The sequence below is a fragment of the Streptomyces sp. bgisy130 genome (assembly GCF_057708345.1).
The window spans coordinates 32,040-48,886 of sequence record NZ_JBYISA010000040.1; the positions used below are offsets into that span (position 1 = coordinate 32,040).

A 16,847-nucleotide genomic window follows, 5' to 3' on the forward strand; every position below is an offset into this window, starting at 1 on the left:
TCAGCGGAGGGCTCCCAGGGCTGCCTCGATGGTCCGGTGGAAGGTGGGATAGGTGTAGATCATGTGTTGCAGCCGGTCGACGGGAACCTCGGCATGGACGGCCACGTTCAGACCGTGCAGCACCTCGCCGCCCGCCGGCCCCGCCGAGGTCGCACCGATCAGCACGCCCCGGTCGGCATCTTCGACGAGCTTGATGAATCCCTCGTTGCCCGGCCCGTGGATCCAGCCGCGGGTGGAGGAAGCGATGGTCACCACGCTGGTGCGCACGCGCAGGCCCTGCTCGCGCGCCTGTCGCTCCGTCAGCCCCACGGCCCCGATCTCCGGATCGGTGAAGGTGACGCGGGGCAGCGCCCGATAGTCGGCGTCAGGACCGGCCTGTCCGAGGATGTCCCGGACGGCGATCTCCGCCTGGTACATCGACACATGGGTGAACGAGCCCCGGCCGGTGATGTCGCCGACTGCCCACAGCCCCTCCCCGGCCCGCATCTGCCCATCCGTGCGAACGGATCCCGCTGACGGGTCGAGTCCCACGGTGTCGACCGCCAGCGGGGTCAGGTCGGCGTGGCGTCCGGTGGCGACCAGGAGCCGTTCGGCAGTCAGCAACTGTCCATTGCCCTCAAGGCGCACGGTGAATTTGTTGCCGACATGGCTGATCTGCCGCACCCGCGTGCCCGTGAGGACGGTGACACCGTCTGCGCGCAGCGCGTCGGTGGCAAGCTCCCCTGCTTCGGGCTCCTCCTGCATCAGCAGCCGGTCCTGCCCCTCGATCACCGTGACCGCGCACTTGAAGCGGGCGAAGACCTGGGCGAGTTCGACGCCGATGGCCCCTCCGCCGAGCACCACCATGGACGCCGGTAGTTCCTTCGCGGCCATGGCGTCCCGGTTGGTCCAGTACGGCGTTCCTTGTAGACCCGGCACGGGCGGGATCCGGGGCCGGGTACCGGTGGCCAGCACGACACCGCACATGGCCTCGAACGTACGGTCGCCGACCGTCACACGGCGCGGCCCGGCAAGGCGCCCCGTCCCCCGGACGAGCCGACCGCCCTTCGCCGTGAAGCGGTCCGCGGCCACCTGGTCGTTCCAGTCGGCAGTGGCCTCCTCGCGGATCCGTCCGGCGACCCTGGCCCAGTCCGGAGTCACCACCGCCTCACCGGCGAGGGCGGAAACCCGGCCCGCCTCGGCGAGCAGGTTCCCGGCGCGGATCATCATCTTGGTGGGCACGCATGCCCAGTACGGACACTCGCCTCCGACGAGTTCCGCCTCGACCCCCACCACGTCCAGTCCCGCTTCGGCCAGTGTGCCGGCGACGTACTCGCCGCCCGGTCCCAGCCCGAGGACCACCACATCCGCCTGCTCGATCGCGCTCATGCCTCTCCTCGTTCCGCCCGTTCTCCGGGCATGGACTGTCCCGCTGACGCTAGAGCGGCCTGACGGCGGTCCGAGTCCGCCGGCGCACAGAGGCTTGCCCGAGAGCGAACGCCGTGGACAAGGACCGGGCGCAGTGCGCTGGCGGGCACCACCGCATGCACTGCCGGTCAAGACGCCCCCCGACCGGGCACCTAGCGTCACCGGGGTACACACAGCACGGCACCGCAGGAGGCGGACAATGACCAGCAACTCCCCATCCACACACGGCAGTCAGCCCTGGCTGCATCAGAAGGGCGAGGTGATCCAAGAGTTCGGGACCGTCAAGCAGTTCCCGGTCGCCCTGTCCTACGACGCGCGGATGTACTCCTGCCAGCGCCTGAACAAGGTGCTCGCGGACACGCAGATCCTCTACGGCCTTTACAAGAAGCACCACTGGCTGATGCGCGGGGCGACCTTCTACCAGCTGCACTTGGTCCTGGACAAGCACGCGGGCGAACAGCTCGAAATCATCGACACCCTCGCCGAACGCGTCCAGTCCTTGGGCGGCGTCGCGGTGGGAGATCCCCGGCACGTCGTCGAGATCACGTCGATTCCGCGCCCCCCGGACGGGGTGGAAGAGGTGCCGGCCATGCTGTCCCGGCTGCTCGAGGCCCACGAGACCATCCTCATCGACGCCCACGACGCCGCCGCCCGGACTGCCGAGTACGGTGACGACGGCACCGTCGACCTGCTGGTCTCCCAAGTGATCCGGACCGGCGAACGGCAGGCGTGGTTCCTGGCCGAGCATCTGGTCGACACACCATTGGTTCGCGCCTGAGGAATGGCTGCGACCTCGGACCGTCGGCCAAAGTGACCGGGTACCTGACTCTGACCGGCGCTCCCGCATGACGCCCCGCCGTCCGCATACGACGCAGCGAAGATCGAAGCCCGTCGCCCTCACGCCGGATGGAGCGCTGCTCGACCGGAGGCGGATGACGGATCTGCGGTTGATGGAGGTCGTCGTCGCGGTGGCGGACACGGGTGGTTTCACGGCGGCTGCACGTGGTGCAGTCCGCCGTGTCCAGCACGGTCCGCGCCCGTGAACGCGAACTGGGCACCCGCTTGTCGACCGCACCACACATCGACGGCCGGCCGTCGCCGATATCCGGCAGGCGCTGCGTGAGGGCACGGTGGACCTGGCCGTGGTGGCGCTGGACCGTCAGCAGCAGCGCGGGCTCGCGACCCGGCTCCTGTCCCGCGAGGACATGGTGCTGCTGGCGGCGCCCCGGCGGGTGCTCGCCGGGGTGACACCGAACGGTTGGGACGCCTCGCGGCCGTCACGGCCGCGATGACATCGCCTTCGTGAGTCGGCACAGACGGCAAGCACTGCCTTCTTACGCCGCGACTGCGCGGCCTTGGGAGGTGGCGGCTCCGCTCCGAAGACCAGGGCACGCGAGAAGAACGCTGTGGGACCACTTCCCGTGCACGCACGGTCATCCCATCCGTGCAGTCGACTCCTACCGTTCGAGAACCACTCCAGCACCTGTTAACCGGAGGAACCTTGCAGTTCGGAATTTTCACGGTCGGCGACGTCACGCCGGACCCCACCACGGGCCGAACGCCGACCGAACGCGACCGCATCAAGGCCATGGTCGCCATCGCCCTGAAAGCCGAGGAGGTCGGCCTGGACGTCTTCGCCACCGGCGAGCACCACAACCCGCCGTTCGTGCCGTCCTCGCCGACCACGATGCTCGGGTACATAGCCGCGCGGACCGAGAAGCTGATCCTCTCCACCTCCACCACTCTGATCACCACCAATGACCCGGTGAAGATCGCGGAGGACTTCGCGATGCTCCAGCACCTCGCGGACGGCCGGGTCGACGTGATGATGGGGCGCGGCAACACCGGGCCGGTCTACCCCTGGTTCGGCCAGGACATCCGGCAGGGCATCAACATCGCCACCGAGAACTACGCCCTGCTGCACCGGCTGTGGCGCGAGGACGTCGTCGACTGGGAGGGGAAGTTCCGCACCCCGCTGCAGGGCTTCACCTCCACCCCGCGCCCGCTGGACGGCGTACCGCCCTTCGTCTGGCACGGCTCCATCCGTTCGCCGGAGATCGCCGAACAGGCCGCGTACTACGGGGACGGCTTCTTCCACAACAACATCTTCTGGCCCGCCGACCACACCAAGCGGATGGTCGAGCGGTACCGGACCCGGTACGCCCACCACGGCCACGGCACGCCCGAGCAGGCGATTGTCGGGCTCGGCGGCCAGGTCTTCATGCGGAGGAGTTCGCAGGACGCCGTGCGCGAGTTCCGGCCGTACTTCGACAACGCACCGGTGTACGGCCACGGGCCCTCCCTGGAGGACTTCACCGCCCAGACCCCGCTGACCGTCGGCTCCCCGCAGCAGGTCATCGAGGAGACCCTGGCCTTCCGCGAGTACGCCGGCGACTACCAGCGCCAGCTGTTCCTGATGGACCACGCCGGGCTGCCACTGAAGACCGTTCTGGAGCAGATCGACATGCTCGGCGAGGAGGTCGTACCGGTCCTGCGCAAGGAGTTCGCGAACGGGCGGTCGGCCGATGTGCCGGACGCACCGACCCACCAGTCCCTGCTCGCCGCCGGTTCGGAAGCACCTTCGGAAGGGGGGACCGTCGCATGAAACTCGTCGTTGTATCCGCGGGTCTGAGCACCCCCTCGTCCACACGCCTGCTGGCTGACCGTCTCACCGACGCGGTCCGTGACGAACTCGCCGATCAAGGTCATAAGGCGGAAGTGGAGGTCATCGAGTTGCGCGGCCTGGCTGTCGCCATCGCCAACAACCTCGTCACCGGTTTTCCCCCACCGCAGCTGGCCGATGCGATCGAAGCGGTGACGAGCGTCGACGGCCTGGTCACTGTGACACCGGTGTTCAGCGCCTCGTACAGCGGGCTGTTCAAGTCCTTCTTCGACCTGATCGATCCGGGTGCCCTCACGGGCAAGCCGGTCCTGATCGGGGCGACGGGTGGTACGCCCCGCCACTCGCTTGTCCTGGATCACGCGCTGCGCCCGCTCTTCGTCTACCTGCGGACCACGGTCCTCCCGACTGGCGTGTACGCGGCGTCGGAGGATTGGGGATCAGGCAGCGACGCGCACACGGATGGTCTGCCGGCACGCATACGCCGGGCAGGCCGGGAGATGGCGTCGATCCTGGCTGCCAGAGCAACTCATTCTGTGCCCCAGGACGACCCCACTCTGTCCAAGAGACAACTCTCCGACCTGCGCTTCGACTGAGCACTCGGCTCGGACAGCTGTCGACCGTCGAGCGGAAGAACCACCACCACGGCGCCCGCAGACCGAAAGGGACAGCCTGGTGTAGAGGGCGTTGCAGGACGCGGCGCAAACGGTCGTCCCGGAACCCTCGATGGTGTATGCCGCTTGAGCCTGACGGGCCGCCACGGTGAGCGCCATGGCGCCGAGCTCGCGGGCCGCCGGCTCCCGGTCCTCGACAAGTTCGCTGAGCTTGTCGGCGAACGCGGTGCGGACCTTCTGCCCGTGCTCACGCAGACGCCTTTGGTCAGCCGCGTATTTGGCCCGCAGCCCCGCAGCGGCTTCCGCGCTGTTCCTCACCGCAATCATCAGTTCCGAGACCTTCTCGCGCACGTCGGTCAACGCTTCGGTCCGCGTACGGCCCGCTGGAGCGGAGGCGAGAGCAGCAAGGGGAGGGAGCGCGTCCAGGGCTTCGGTCACCAGCTGGTCGCCGTCCTTGACGTACCCCTTGCGTAGACCCTCCCGCTTGTCCGACATTCGCCGATAGGAGGAACAGGCGAAGGTCACAACGAACCCCACCGCCGCGGCCTTCCCCCACCACCCGGACGGCCGGGTGTAGGCGGCGCGGAGGTCGTCCCAGGGCACCGGGCCGGTGTGCCCGAGTTCGACAGCGGCAGCCCCCGCCTTCTCGATGCGCTCCTCGGCGGCGGTGGCATTGCGGGCTCGTAACCGGTCTCGGTAGCCGGGCCGCGGCGCGGTGGTCGGTGGGGCCGGGGCAGGGGGCGTGGTCAAGGCTGTTGTCCTCTCTCCTGGGTACTTTGGGGCCTTGATGAAAATTGAGAACCCCAAGGTCAGGGCCCACTGCGTTTGAGGGCCCTGAAACGCCCTTCGCGCACTCCGGGAACGCCTGATGGGCTTCCTCAGGTCGGCATGCTCTTCACCGAGGGTGAGCCACGCGTCCGGGATCCAGCCGGCGACGTGCCCTCGGTGAAGAGATCAAGGCCGGGAAGCTCCGGTGCGGACGCAGCTCCCGCGACCTCCCCACAGGGCACCCAGAGGACAGCAGCGCCGTCCTTCCCCTTTCACAGGGGAAAGGGGGGCCGGTCCAGGTACGCCACAAAGACCCTGTCTTCCCAACGCACTTGACCCCGCATCGGCCGGGTGTTCCACAACAACGGAGCCTACGGCGTGTCCAAGCTCCCGCTTACCCACGCGGTGCGCAGCGCCTTCTTGTCCACCTTGCCGACCTTGGTCGTCGGCAGCTGGTCCAGCAGGACCGTCTTTCGGGGCGTGTACAACTCGCCCAACTCGCCGGTCACAGCCGCGCCGACCGCCTCCGGGTCGACGTCAGGGCCGCCCTCGGCCGTGGCCAGGAAGATCTGTACGGCTTCCCCGTACTCCTCGTCCGGCACGCCCAGGGCCGCCGCATTGCGCACACCGGGCAGCGTGAGCAGGAAGTCCTCCAGGACCCGGGAGTAGACGTTGTCGCTGGTACGGCCGGTGACGATGATGTCCTTGACCCGGTCGACGAGGTAGAGGTACCCCTCGGCGTCGAGATAGCCCATGTCCCCGGTGCGCAGCCAGCCGTCCTGCAGCGCCGCCGCGGTGCGCTCCGGGTCCTCGTAGTAGCCGAGCATCACCGTCTCGCCACGGACGCACACCTCGCCGACCTGCCTGACGGGCAGTGCCGCCGTGCTGTCTTCACCACGGATCTCGATCTCGACGTCGGATATCGCACGGCCGCAGCTGCGCCAGAGCTCGGGGCGCCCGGCTCCCTCCGAGGCGAGATCCTCCGCACCGAACGCGGTGATACCGAGCGCCTCCGACTGCCCGTAGCCCTGGCTGACCACGGGCCCGAACACCTCGACCGCCTGCTGCAGCCGACTGGGCGACGTGGCCGCACCGCCGACGACGATCCGCCGCAGCTCGGGCAGCGCGCCCGGCTCGCACTCCGGGTGGTCGAGAACCGCGTACAGCATGGGCGGTACGAACATGGTGGCGGTGATCCGCTCCTCCCGGAGTACCGTCAGCGCCGCGCTCGCTTCGAACTCGGGCAGCACGACGAGGGTGGACCCCGTCACCAGAGCCTGGAGCGAGGTGAGGTGGCCGCTGCCGTGCGTGAGCAGCGTGGAGACGAGCACCCTGTCCGTGCCTTGGTCCATGTTCGGGAAGAACGAGGAGCCGGAGTCCTGCTGGGCCTCATCCACCAGGTCCACCAGCATGTTGTAGAGCCGGTGGCTGTGCGAGGCGAGTTTGGGGCGGCCCAGGGTTCCGCCGGTGTAGAGGACGGTGACGGCTTCGTCCGCTCCCGGGGCGGGCACGCCCTCGGGGCGCGAGTCTGGGCACTCGGCTGCCAGGGCCAGCAGGTCCGTGCACTGCTGCTCACACGGCCCGAGGCTGAGCAGTGCGGGGGTGTGGATGCTGCGGCCGGCCGCGTCGGCGGCCCGTTGGGCGAAGAGCGGGTCGGTGACCACGGCGCGCGCCCGGGACTGCTCGACCAGCGCGGCGAGTTCGCCGGGTCCTGGCTCGGGCGGCAGGAACACGACACGGCAGCCGATGAGATGGACGGCGAGCTGCACCAGGACGGAGTCCACGCGGTTGGCCAGGAAAAGGCCCACTCCGTCGCCGGGCGCGAGACCCTGCCCGCGCAGCGCATGCCCCAATTCGAACAGCCGCCGGCGAGCCTCTCTCCTGGTCAGCCGCTGCGCCCCTTGGGCGAGCGCCTCGGCGTCCTCGTCCTTGTACCAGTGCTCCAGAATGCGGTCTAAGTACGTCCGCGGCTCGGATGTTTGCTGTGCGTTAACAATCACCAACACATCCAAACATGCTGCTCAGAAGCCGTGGCTTCACGGGGGTCACCTTCGGCCATCAGCTGGCGAAGTACCATGCCCATGCCTTGATGGAAATTCGGTATTCGCAGGTCAGTTGAGCGCTTGAGAGCGCGCACAGTACGCCCGTCATCGTGGCCGGGGAACCGCTCCCCGTGGTGTGGCCCCGGCAGGCCCTTGCACGGAGATCGGCCGGCCGACAGCAGGGTCGGTCCGACGCGCAAAGCAAACCACAGACCCCTGCCCTGGGGGGGAACCTGCCCATGACCAGAATCTTCCATACCCGGCCTGCCTGGCCCTACAGGGTGCACAGGCCATCCTCACACGCGCTTCAGCAGCCGCTGCTATGCCTTGTGGTGTCACGGCGTCGTGATCGGGGTGCGACCGGCGCGTGGCCCCGGTAGGCACGGGCGACAAAGTCCCCCGGTGCCAGTAGCATGTCAAGTTTCTCAGTCGCCGCAGCCGCACATCCGCTCGTCTCACTCACAGGACTGATCCCTACTCTTCGGGTACGCCTGCCCTGGAGCAGTTGACGCCTCTGGAGCAGGTCGGCTGGACCGTTTCTGGCACGGTACGCACGTACCGCATGCCGACTACCGCAGGCCATCGGTACGGTGGGCCAACTCGACTTACTGACCGCCCCTTTGAGCGAGAGGCACTGCGCATGCCCGAGAACAGCACTCCTGCCGCGGTGGTTTCGGTGCCGGTGGGCCAGGTGGTCGGCGGCCGGGCGGAGGTCCGCGACGACGCCTGGGGCAAGGAGACCGCGATCATCCGCCTGGACGCCGGCCAGTACGGCCCGGAGGCGGTGGCGGGCCTGGACACCTTCTCCCACCTGGAATTCGTCTACCACTTCGACCGCGTCCCCACCAACAAGATCCAGACCGGGGCCCGTCACCCGCGCGGCAACACCGACTGGCCCCTGATCGGTATCTTCGCCCAGCGCGGCAAGAACCGCCCCAACCGGCTCGGCGTCTCCCGCTGCCGCCTCATCAAGGCCGACGGCCTCGACCTGCACGTCCAGGGCCTGGACGCCGTCGACGGCACCCCCGTCCTCGACATCAAGCCCTACATGATCGAGTTCGGCCCCCAGGGCCACACCACCCAACCCGACTGGGCTACCGACATCATGCGCCACTACCACTGACCACCGCCCCCTTGCGCGGAAAGCCGCGGGCTGCCCCGGCAGATTTCGTGCCGGGGTTACTGGTCCAGGCTTCACAGGGGCTGGAGGCCGTGGGCGACGCGGGCCAGTTCCGGTTCCGCCTTGCCGATGCCGAAGTCGGATTGCACCCGCTTGACGTACGTGTCGACGGAGTGCGGACTGATTCCGATGCCCCTGGCCACCTGGCCGTGGGCATCACGAACGCGGTGAACCGGAGCACCTGGTGCTTGCGCGGCGGCAGCCCGGTCGCCGAACGCCGTCCACGGACACCGGCGTGCGGCGGTCCACAGCCTCGTACAGGTGATGAGCGGCAGTATCCGATGTACCCGGAGGAACTGACCTCGCCGTATCTGGACCGCTTCTCGGCCGCGGCGGCTCAGCGGTACGAAGCGCTGGGAATTGAGCGCGACGACCCCGACCGACCCCTGAAGATCGCTGCCTTGCTCTCGGAGGCGTTCGGCGCGCCGGTCGTCTTGTTCTGCTACCTCGACCGGACGATGGGGCCTGGACAGTGGGGTGACGCGGGGACGTACTTGCAGACGGTCACGCTGTTGCTGAGGGGGGGAAGGGTTGCACAGCTGCCCCCAGGTGATGTGGACGATGTACCGCAACACAGTCAGCCGAACAGTCGGAGCCGAGGACGAACTCGTGCTGTTCTGCGGCGTCTCAGTGGGATTTGAGAAGGAAGGCGTGCCACGGCTGCGTACTGGGCGGGCGGACATGACGGAAACGGTGAGCTCCATGGGAGCGTGACCGCTGATCGGCCGAGATCGACAGGACAGGGCCTAGCAGACAGCGACTCACCAAGTGAAGCGCTGTCTTAGGCGCTTGGCCCTGCGAAAAGGGCAGACGGACGGTGCGGTGCGAGGGTGGCTCCGCGGGCATCCCTCGTCCGCGGAGCCACACTTGTGTCCGTCGGTCAGTGAAAGTCGGCCAGCGGGCGCAGTGGTGCCTCAAGGTCAACGGCTTGTTGGTGGGCGCTCAGGACACAGGGTGTGGGTCTCCGTTGTTGCGTTGTCGGTCCATCCGGTCGGGCTCCGCTGCGCTCTTCGAGATGCACGACGAATGGATCGCCTTACCGCGCCGCCGCCTCCCCGAAGGTGATATGGGTGGTATCTGTCGTAAGCTCTCTTTTGGTTCCTCCGCACTGCCCAACGCACCGAAATGCAGCCGCCAGTTGATCCTCAACGGCACGGCGAGGGACACTACCTGGCGGATGCGTGTTCCCGGCCGAGTGGCACTCGCTTCGGTATCCTCCCGTGCAGGTCATCGAAGGCCATTTACCCAAAGATTGCTGGGCAGTTGACCTCAGCGTTTCGTGGTAGCGTCCTTGTTCGAGGGACAATGCAACCTGAAAGGGAAATCGTGAACACGGAGAAGATCGCCGCTCGCCGCCTCTCGCTGGAAGAGGTGGCGAAGCTCGGCGTGAAAGACAGGCTCTTCGTTTCCGCCGACACGGCAGAACTCAAGCTTCCCGACTGCTATGTCCCTGCTTTTCTGACCAAGTCCGGTGAGGATTTCGATGGCGGCTCGGTCACGGCGAGAACCGTATTCCAGGAAGAGGTCTCCTGCCTTCCCGACGACGAGAATGAAGCCGGAATCTACTTGGCCGACGAGAACGGCTCGGTGACCATCGAGGTCCTCCAGTCCGCCGGTGTCGTGCTGGACCTGGCACTTTTCGTCCCTAGTGGGGACAAGGGGGCCCTCACGGCCCTTTACGCTGCAGCCCGGCAAGCCTTCGGCGCCGACGTCGTGCAGATCTGGCGCCAGGGCCTCAAGGAGGTTCCCGACGTGAAGGTCGACATCTTCGAGGAGCAGATTCCCCGGGGGCGCAAGGGGAGCGACAGCCCCAAGCGTGACCGTCGCGCGGTCGACACCTACCCCACCCGTGCGGACTTCATCGAGTTCTCCGCGGGGTGGAAGCCGGTCGTTCAGATTCACAGGCCGGTTGTTGACGACACCCCGACCATCTGAGGCGGCGCTACCTCTCGGTCTCGGCCTGAGGGAACGCCGAGAACGCATGCGCCGGCCCCGGTCGACCCCTGAGCGGGCCCAGGGAGCCGTCGGAAAATAACTCACGAACGCCGAAGCGCCGTTCCACTCGGTGACCTCGCGAGACAGCCCGCCTGACCAAGATCAAAGCCTGAAGTTATTTCTGCGACAGCCCTCAGGGCTTCGGCGTAATCGAGTGAGGTCCACTTCGTGCTCAGGCGAGGCCGAGGAGTGTGAGGGGTCGGCGGGCGTCACGCGCATTGCGGCGACGGCCGGAGGCGATGTTCTTCGCGCCGTTCATTCGCAGGGCGCCGACCGCGAGGTTGCGCCAGGTCGCCATAGCGCGGGGTGCGCTGTCGGTCCGCCACCGCGCACGCGGTCAGGTCGAGGACGGCGGCCAGCGCGTGCCGCACTCCTCGCAGCCGGATGATCTGCTATCAGCCCGAACGCCCAGCCCAGCCGCTCATCCCATGCACGAGCGTCGTCCGCATCTGCACCCGTCTCTTCAGCCACGCAGGGGCCATCCCCCGGCACCGTCGGCTGGCTCCGCCCGACGGTGCGCGGAGACGCAGGCCACCGAGGCGCAATGGACATGAGACAGGAACCGTCCGCTCGCACTCCCTTCACTGCAAGTGGTCACGAAACGGACGCCCGCCGACTACGCCGAAGCCCTGCTTAGGGGATAGCCGTCCGGCGCAAGGCCCTGTGGAAGGGACAGACGGACAGTACGCTGAGAGGGTGGCTCCGCGGCATCCCCCGTCTGCGGAGCCACCCTTATGTCCGCCGGTCAGCGAAGTCGACCGCCCGGTTGCTCCAGGTGCGTCATCCTCATCAGGGCTGGACTGTCGGCGAAGCCGAACTCGCGGTACAGGGGGGCCGCTTCCTGGCCGGCGTGGAGTTCGAACAGGGTGACGTGCTCGATGCGGAGCTCGTCGAGTAGTGCGCGACAACGGCTCTGGTGTAGCCGCGGCGCCGGGGATCCGGGCGTGTGGCGACCACGTGCACGCGGCCTGCCAGCCCCCAGGGTAGGACGGTGCCGGGAGCACGCGATGGATGAGCCCGAGGGCGCAGGCGGCCATCGAGCGGCCCGGGGTGTCGATGACGAAGGCCCGTGCGTCACCCCCCCCGGCGCTAGCCGTGGAGCCAGCTCGGTGGTGCACCGCCGGATCCACTCCTCGCCCATCGGCTCGGACAGAACGCACTCGGAGCGTAGCCGGATGGTGCCTGCCGCATCTGCGGGCGTTGCCGCTCGGGCCGTGGGCCGCCCGGCGGTCAGTGGTCCGGACGTGGGTGCGGGCGCTATCTCGTCGTTCATGAGGAGCCTCCTGGTGGTGTCATGCCGCTGCTCGGACGACGCTGAGGAACTGCTCAACACCCTGCACTTTCACATGGGGTTCGTAGCCGCGTGCGAGGTCGCTGATCTGGCGGACGCAGCGGGAGGCGCCGATCCGCTGGGCGAGCACGAGGGCTTCGCCGGCGATGGCAGCGCTGTGGTCGATCTCGCCCTGACGCAGCAGGCTTTCGGCTTCGTAGGTGAGGAAGACCGCGCGGGTTTTGTCCCGGGCGGTGGGCAGGAGGGCTACTCCCTGACAGATCTGGTGCAGGGCGGGGCCGGGTTCTCCGAGGTCGATGAGGCAGCGGCCGGAGTCGACGGCGAGGTCTGCTGGGCTCATCCAGGAGCACCATGCGGGGGGTGCGGTGGTGGCGGAGTCGAGGGCGTGTTCTGCGGCGTCGAGGTCGCGGCGGCAGGCGCGGGCATCGCCGTTCATGGCCAAGGCCCGGGCCTTGCGCAGGTGGAGCAGGGAGCGGGCGGTGGGGTCCTGGGTGCGGGACAGAGCATGGTCCAGGGCGTCGATGGCGGTGCCCGCCTGGCCGAGCCAGATGTTCTGGTACGCCAAGTCAGAAAGGACGCCTGCTCCGCGGTCGCCGTCGCCGACTTGGTGGGCGGCGTGGAGGGCGGCGCTCCAGTAGTGGCCGGCGGCGGTGTGGTGGTCGTGGTCGAAGCGGTGCCACCCGATCGTCTGGGCAAGGGAGGACGCCAGCGTGAACAGGCGGGCTTCGGTCACCTGGTTGCGGCGGGACTTTTCCAGCAGGCCAACCACGGTCTCGTAGTAGGTGTCGAGGAGCTGGGCGCTGTGCTGGCGGTCGATGGTGGCCATGCCCGTGAGGTGTTTGACGCTGGTCTCCAGCCAGGTCACGAATTCCGGGGCGACGGCCTGGCCGTCGGCGGCTGAGGCGGCAAGGGCGGGATCGAGGGTGGCCCACTGCTGTGCGAGCGCCGCAACAGCAGCGGGTGCGAGTCCGACAAGGGTGCGGCGGTTGAGCATGGCGCGGCGTTGGGCCTCTCTGAGTGCGGCGACCGTCGCCCCTGAACCCAGGGCCGTAGGCGCCTCGTTCCCGGGCAGCCAGTACGGCCAGCCCAGTACGGTCACTCGGTCATGGCCGACGCCGAAAACGTCGGCGATCAGCTGCTGAAACCAGGCATCGGGCACACGGCCCCCGGGACGCTCCCACACCGACACCTGCTGCTTGGTCGTGCCGGTCCTGCGGTCGCGGCGGCGCGCCGCCTGCCTGATTTCCTCGGCGAGGCCGCTCTGGGACAGGCCGTAAAGGTCCCGGGCGATAGCCAGCGGGTGTTGGGGGAGCGCGTCCACGTCTCCATCTCAGCATCTGAGGGCCTGCATGGGGGCCGGAACCCGGAGGACCGCATGACCACCGCATGACGCTCGAACGCTGGTTCCAGGAAAGGGCGTTGGGTGTACTCACCTCTCCGGGCCAGTCGGCTCCGGGCAGGCTCGTAACACGATCGGAGGCCCGGCATGGGCGACGACGCGGTGACCACCCTCGCGCTGAGCGGCGCGGACCACACCGGCAAGACCAAGCAGCTCGGAATCCTCACACGCCGGATCGGTCCGGCCGCCGCGTCGAGCGGGCCGCTGGACGCACACGATGTCCGGTGGGAGGCGATCAAGAAGAACGACATGAGCCGGTGGTGGTTCGAGACCGGGCCGATGCAGGAGGTCGCCGAAGTCCTGGCCGCCTCCTACCTCCAGCGCTCCCACCACTTGGGTGCCACGATGGAGCTCGGCCCGTACCCTCGCCCTGGTCCCCTCGGAAGAGCGCCGATGAGCTGTGGCTCCCAAAGGCCCGAACGACGCGGCAGCGACCTGCTGCCATGTACATCCCGACGTAGCCACGAACACCATCGCAGCCAACACCTCCGGTCGCCGTGCCGGCGTCGCCCGCCACCTTGCGGCCGTGACGGCGCCTCCGGCGGGTCGTACCGCCGACGGAGGTGAGGCGCCCTCAAGGTGGCGGCTGACGCCGGGCCGGGTCCTTTCAGAGTGCTGGGTTCTTGCGGGCGAGGGTTATGCGCAGTCCCGCAGCGGTTGCGCCAGGCGTCCCAGCAGTCCCGCGACCAGGGAGGTCTGGGCGGGCACCGTGTCGGGGTAGATGAACTCGCCCCGGGCATGGGCGTGGTCACCGACTGCGCCCATGCCGCACAGCACGGGCAGGCCGAGGGCGGCGACGAAGTTGGCGTCGCTGGCGCCACCGACGGCGGCGTCGGGCAGGTCGCCGCGGCCCTGCTCGCGGGTGACCTCGCGGGCGAGGGCGAGGAGGCGGGCGGAGGAGGCGGTCAGGGGCATCGGCGGCCGGTTCCAGGCGTGGTCGATCTCGATGCGGACGCGGTGGTCGCTGACCCTGATGGCGTCCAGCGCATCGTCGACCCGAAGTTGTTCGGCCTCGCTGCTGACTCTGATGTCGATACTGGCGGTGGCCTGCCCGGCGACGACGTTGGTGCCGGAGCCGCCCTTGATGAGCCCGGTGTTGATCGTGGTGCCCTTGCCGGGCGCGGCGACGGCCGCGGCGGCGACCACGAACTCGGCCAGCGCGGTGATCGCGTTCGCCCCGTCCTGAGGTGCGAGCCCGGCGTGTGCCTCGACGCCGGTGGCCGTCACCCGGAAGATCCCGCAGCCTTTGCGGGCGGTCTTGACCGCACCGTGGGCGGTCGGCTCCAGCACCAGCGTGGCGTCGGCCTGCTGCGCGACCTTCTCGATCACCGGCCGCGAGGACAGCGAGCCGATCTCCTCGTCGCCGTTGAAGAGAAAGGTGACGGTGGGCACCGGTACTCCGCTCGCCCTGGCCAGCTTCAGGGCCCAAATGCCTTGGACCAGGCCGGTCTTCATGTCGAAGATGCCCGGCCCGCTGAGCTTCTCCCGGCCGTCGTCGGACCCCTCGGGCTGCTCCCATCCGGCGAGGGTGCCGGTCGGCCATACGGTGTCGTAGTGGCCGACCAACGCGACGTGCCCGGCGCCGGTGCCGGTGTAGGTCAGAGTGAGGGTGTCGCCGCACTCGCCGCCGGGGTGGCGCTGTGCGTGGTCGGGTCGGCCGAGTCGGTGGACGGCGAGCGCGTGCAGGAGGTCCAGGCTCGCCGCGAGGCCGGGCAGGTCGTAGCTGCTGGTCTCGTGGCGGACAAGAGTCAGGATGTCGGTGACGATCTCTGGTGAGATGTCCTGGGCGCGGGCGGTGAGGTCGGCAGCGGGAAGTGCGGTCATGGTCTGCTTTCTCGTACGGGGCCGGGGGCGGTGTTCCGCAGCGGGCGGGGTCAGCTGACACCGAAGGGGAGGCCCAGCAGGTACCAGGCCACGAAGAACGCGATCCAGACGACCCAGACGACCGCGGCGATCGGGATCGTCAGGGAGGCCAGGGTGCCGATCCCGGCGGACTTGCGGTATTGCTGGATGAATCCCAGGGCCATCACGAAGTACGGGCTCATCGGGGTGACGCAGTTGGTGACCGAGTCGGCGACGCGGTAGACGGCCTGGGTGGTCTCGGCCTCGATGCCGATGAGCATCAGCATGGGCACGAGCACCGGGGCGGCCAGCGCCCACAGCGCGGAGCCGCTGGTGATGACGAGGTTCATGAACGTGATCAGCACAGCGAGGGCGACCAGCACGGTCCAGCCGTGCATGTGCAGGTCGCGCAGCGTCTCCGCGCCCTTGACGGCGAGGATGTTGCCGATGTTCGTCCACTTGAAGTAGGCGAGGAACTGGGAGATCGCGAAGAACAGGACGAGGATCGGCGCCATCGACCGGGTGCCGTCGGCCATCGCGGCGACGATGTCGCGGGCGGCGCTAAAGGCGCCGGTCATCCGCCCGTAGACGGTGCCGAGCACGGCGAAGAACACACCCAGGACGAGCGCCATCCCGCCGACCAGCGGGGAGTCGACGATGCCGCCGTCCTCGCCGCGTAGGGGTGAGGACGAGGGGACCATGGCCACCACCAGGAACGCGATGAGGCCGAGGGCGACCAGCCCGGTCATGCGCAGCGCGCGGCGCTGCTGCCCGGTGACCTCGATCGCCTCCAGCTCTTCGGCGTCCGGCGCGGCGACCGGCTCGTCGGGCTCCAGGTCCCGGCGGCGGGCGAGGACCTTGTCGACGACGAGAGTGATCACCAGGGCCACCAGGACCGACGAGCCGACCCCGAAGAAGTAGTTGGCCAGCGGGGTGACGACGTAGTCCGCGTCGATGGTGTGGGCGGCGGCGGTGGAGATCGAGGACAACAGTACGTCGGTGGTGGTGAGCGAGGGGGAGGCGTCGTAGCCGGCGGAGACCGATACGTAGGCGACGATGCAGCCGAGCACCGGACTGCGGCCGGCCGCACGGAAGATCAGTGCGCCGAGCGGCATGAGGGTGACGTAGGCGGCGTCGCCGGCGACATGGCTGACCATGGCCGTCATCGACAGGGCGAAGGTGAGGTACTTGCCCGGCACCCGCGCGACCATGCGGCGCAGCAGGGTGGAGAACAGTCCGCTCCTCTCCGCGACGGCGATGCCGAACATCACGGTGAGGATGGTGGCCAGCGGCGGGAAGGCCGCGAAGTTGTCGACGGCTCCCTCGACGGCCATGGTGAGGCCGTCCTTGCTGAGCAGGTTCTGCACCTTGATGATCTCGTGCGTACCGGGGTGCACGGCGCTGACGCCGGTCGCCGCCAGTACGGCGCTGAGGACGGCGACAACCCCGGCGAGGATCCAGAACAGCCAGAAGGGGTTGGGGAGTTTGTTGCCTATCTTCTCGATCGCCGCGAAGCTCCGGAACGCGGTGCGCAGGATTCTCGACTGTGGCTCGGTGGCCTGAGGCTGAGCGGAGGTGGCACTCATCGGTACCCCTTCGTGCTTCCGAGGGATGTTCCTGCGAACAGTGGCATCCAAGTGAGAGATTCTCTAGCCTTTGGATGTAACGGTAGGATTAACCGGCAGCTTA

The 16,847-nt window shown here is 68.4% G+C and carries 14 protein-coding genes and 2 pseudogenes; 8 read left to right on the plus strand and 8 right to left on the minus strand.

The window, feature by feature from the left end; genetic code table 11:
* Window positions 1-1,368 carry a dihydrolipoyl dehydrogenase family protein gene (locus AC3EUV_RS32535; RefSeq protein WP_432146055.1) on the minus strand — a complete coding sequence of 456 codons (1,368 nt, stop codon included), beginning with the start codon at window positions 1,366-1,368 and terminating at the stop codon, window positions 1-3.
* Between the two features lie 238 nt (window positions 1,369-1,606).
* Here AC3EUV_RS32535 and AC3EUV_RS32540 point away from each other — a divergent pair, with 238 nt between their 5' ends.
* The 4 genes from AC3EUV_RS32540 to AC3EUV_RS32555 all read left to right on the plus strand — a co-directional run bounded on the left by AC3EUV_RS32540 (window position 1,607) and on the right by AC3EUV_RS32555 (window position 4,623).
* Window positions 1,607-2,185, plus strand: a complete 579-nt coding sequence (locus AC3EUV_RS32540) for a Dps family protein (RefSeq protein ID WP_432146054.1) — start codon at window positions 1,607-1,609, stop codon at window positions 2,183-2,185.
* Between the two features lie 325 nt (window positions 2,186-2,510).
* Window positions 2,511-2,699, plus strand: a complete 189-nt coding sequence (locus tag AC3EUV_RS32545) for a LysR substrate-binding domain-containing protein (protein WP_432146080.1) — start codon at window positions 2,511-2,513, stop codon at window positions 2,697-2,699.
* A gap of 209 nt (window positions 2,700-2,908) precedes the next feature.
* Window positions 2,909-4,012, plus strand: a complete 1,104-nt coding sequence (locus tag AC3EUV_RS32550) for an LLM class flavin-dependent oxidoreductase (RefSeq protein ID WP_432146053.1) — start codon at window positions 2,909-2,911, stop codon at window positions 4,010-4,012.
* On the plus strand, window positions 4,009-4,623 hold the full coding sequence (locus AC3EUV_RS32555; protein WP_432146052.1) for an FMN reductase: 615 nt from the start codon (window positions 4,009-4,011) through the stop codon (window positions 4,621-4,623). Before AC3EUV_RS32550 ends, AC3EUV_RS32555 begins: the two co-directional genes overlap by 4 nt.
* Before the next feature lie 1,157 nt (window positions 4,624-5,780).
* Here AC3EUV_RS32555 and AC3EUV_RS32560 read toward each other — a convergent pair.
* Window positions 5,781-7,409 (minus strand): class I adenylate-forming enzyme family protein, encoded by a 1,629-nt coding sequence (locus AC3EUV_RS32560; RefSeq protein ID WP_435604488.1) that lies wholly within the window; start codon window positions 7,407-7,409, stop codon window positions 5,781-5,783.
* Between the two features lie 682 nt (window positions 7,410-8,091).
* Here AC3EUV_RS32560 and AC3EUV_RS32565 point away from each other — a divergent pair.
* The gene (locus AC3EUV_RS32565) at window positions 8,092-8,574 is read left to right on the plus strand and encodes an SAM-dependent methyltransferase (RefSeq protein ID WP_435604489.1); all 483 of its coding nucleotides are present in this window, start codon (window positions 8,092-8,094) and stop codon (window positions 8,572-8,574) included.
* 71 nt (window positions 8,575-8,645) lie between these two features.
* On the opposite strand, the gene AC3EUV_RS32570 is transcribed toward AC3EUV_RS32565, so the two are convergent.
* Window positions 8,646-8,774 carry a hypothetical protein gene (locus AC3EUV_RS32570; protein WP_432146049.1) on the minus strand — a complete coding sequence of 43 codons (129 nt, stop codon included), beginning with the start codon at window positions 8,772-8,774 and terminating at the stop codon, window positions 8,646-8,648.
* A 54-nt stretch (window positions 8,775-8,828) separates the two neighbouring features.
* Between AC3EUV_RS32570 and AC3EUV_RS32575 the strand changes: the two are divergent.
* Together AC3EUV_RS32575 and AC3EUV_RS32580 are read left to right on the plus strand one after the other, a co-directional pair.
* Window positions 8,829-9,345, plus strand: a pseudogene (locus tag AC3EUV_RS32575) (nitroreductase family protein); the annotation flags it as partial.
* A gap of 612 nt (window positions 9,346-9,957) precedes the next feature.
* Entirely contained in the window at window positions 9,958-10,566 is a 609-nt protein-coding gene (locus AC3EUV_RS32580) for a hypothetical protein (RefSeq protein WP_432146048.1), read from the plus strand.
* A 232-nt stretch (window positions 10,567-10,798) separates the two neighbouring features.
* On the opposite strand, the gene AC3EUV_RS32585 is transcribed toward AC3EUV_RS32580, so the two are convergent.
* The gene (locus AC3EUV_RS32585) at window positions 10,799-10,924 is read right to left on the minus strand and encodes a hypothetical protein (protein WP_281391846.1); all 126 of its coding nucleotides are present in this window, start codon (window positions 10,922-10,924) and stop codon (window positions 10,799-10,801) included.
* Window positions 10,925-11,401: 477 nt separating this feature from the next.
* On the opposite strand from AC3EUV_RS32585, the gene AC3EUV_RS32590 reads away from it, so the two are divergent.
* A complete protein-coding gene (locus AC3EUV_RS32590) occupies window positions 11,402-11,524 on the plus strand; it encodes a hypothetical protein (protein ID WP_432146047.1) in 123 nt (40 codons plus the stop codon).
* A 394-nt stretch (window positions 11,525-11,918) separates the two neighbouring features.
* Here the strand turns inward: AC3EUV_RS32590 and AC3EUV_RS32595 are convergent, their stop codons facing one another.
* The 4 genes and pseudogenes from AC3EUV_RS32595 to AC3EUV_RS32610 form a co-directional block, all read right to left on the minus strand.
* A complete protein-coding gene (locus AC3EUV_RS32595) occupies window positions 11,919-13,238 on the minus strand; it encodes a helix-turn-helix transcriptional regulator (RefSeq protein WP_432146046.1) in 1,320 nt (439 codons plus the stop codon).
* A gap of 420 nt (window positions 13,239-13,658) precedes the next feature.
* Window positions 13,659-13,858: pseudogene (locus tag AC3EUV_RS32600) on the minus strand (transposase); the annotation flags it as partial.
* A gap of 94 nt (window positions 13,859-13,952) precedes the next feature.
* A complete protein-coding gene (locus tag AC3EUV_RS32605; protein WP_432146045.1) occupies window positions 13,953-15,140 on the minus strand; it encodes a M20 family metallopeptidase in 1,188 nt (395 codons plus the stop codon).
* Window positions 15,141-15,190: 50 nt separating this feature from the next.
* Window positions 15,191-16,744, minus strand: a complete 1,554-nt coding sequence (locus AC3EUV_RS32610; RefSeq protein WP_432146044.1) for an AbgT family transporter — start codon at window positions 16,742-16,744, stop codon at window positions 15,191-15,193.
* Between the last annotated feature and the right edge of the window lie 103 nt (window positions 16,745-16,847).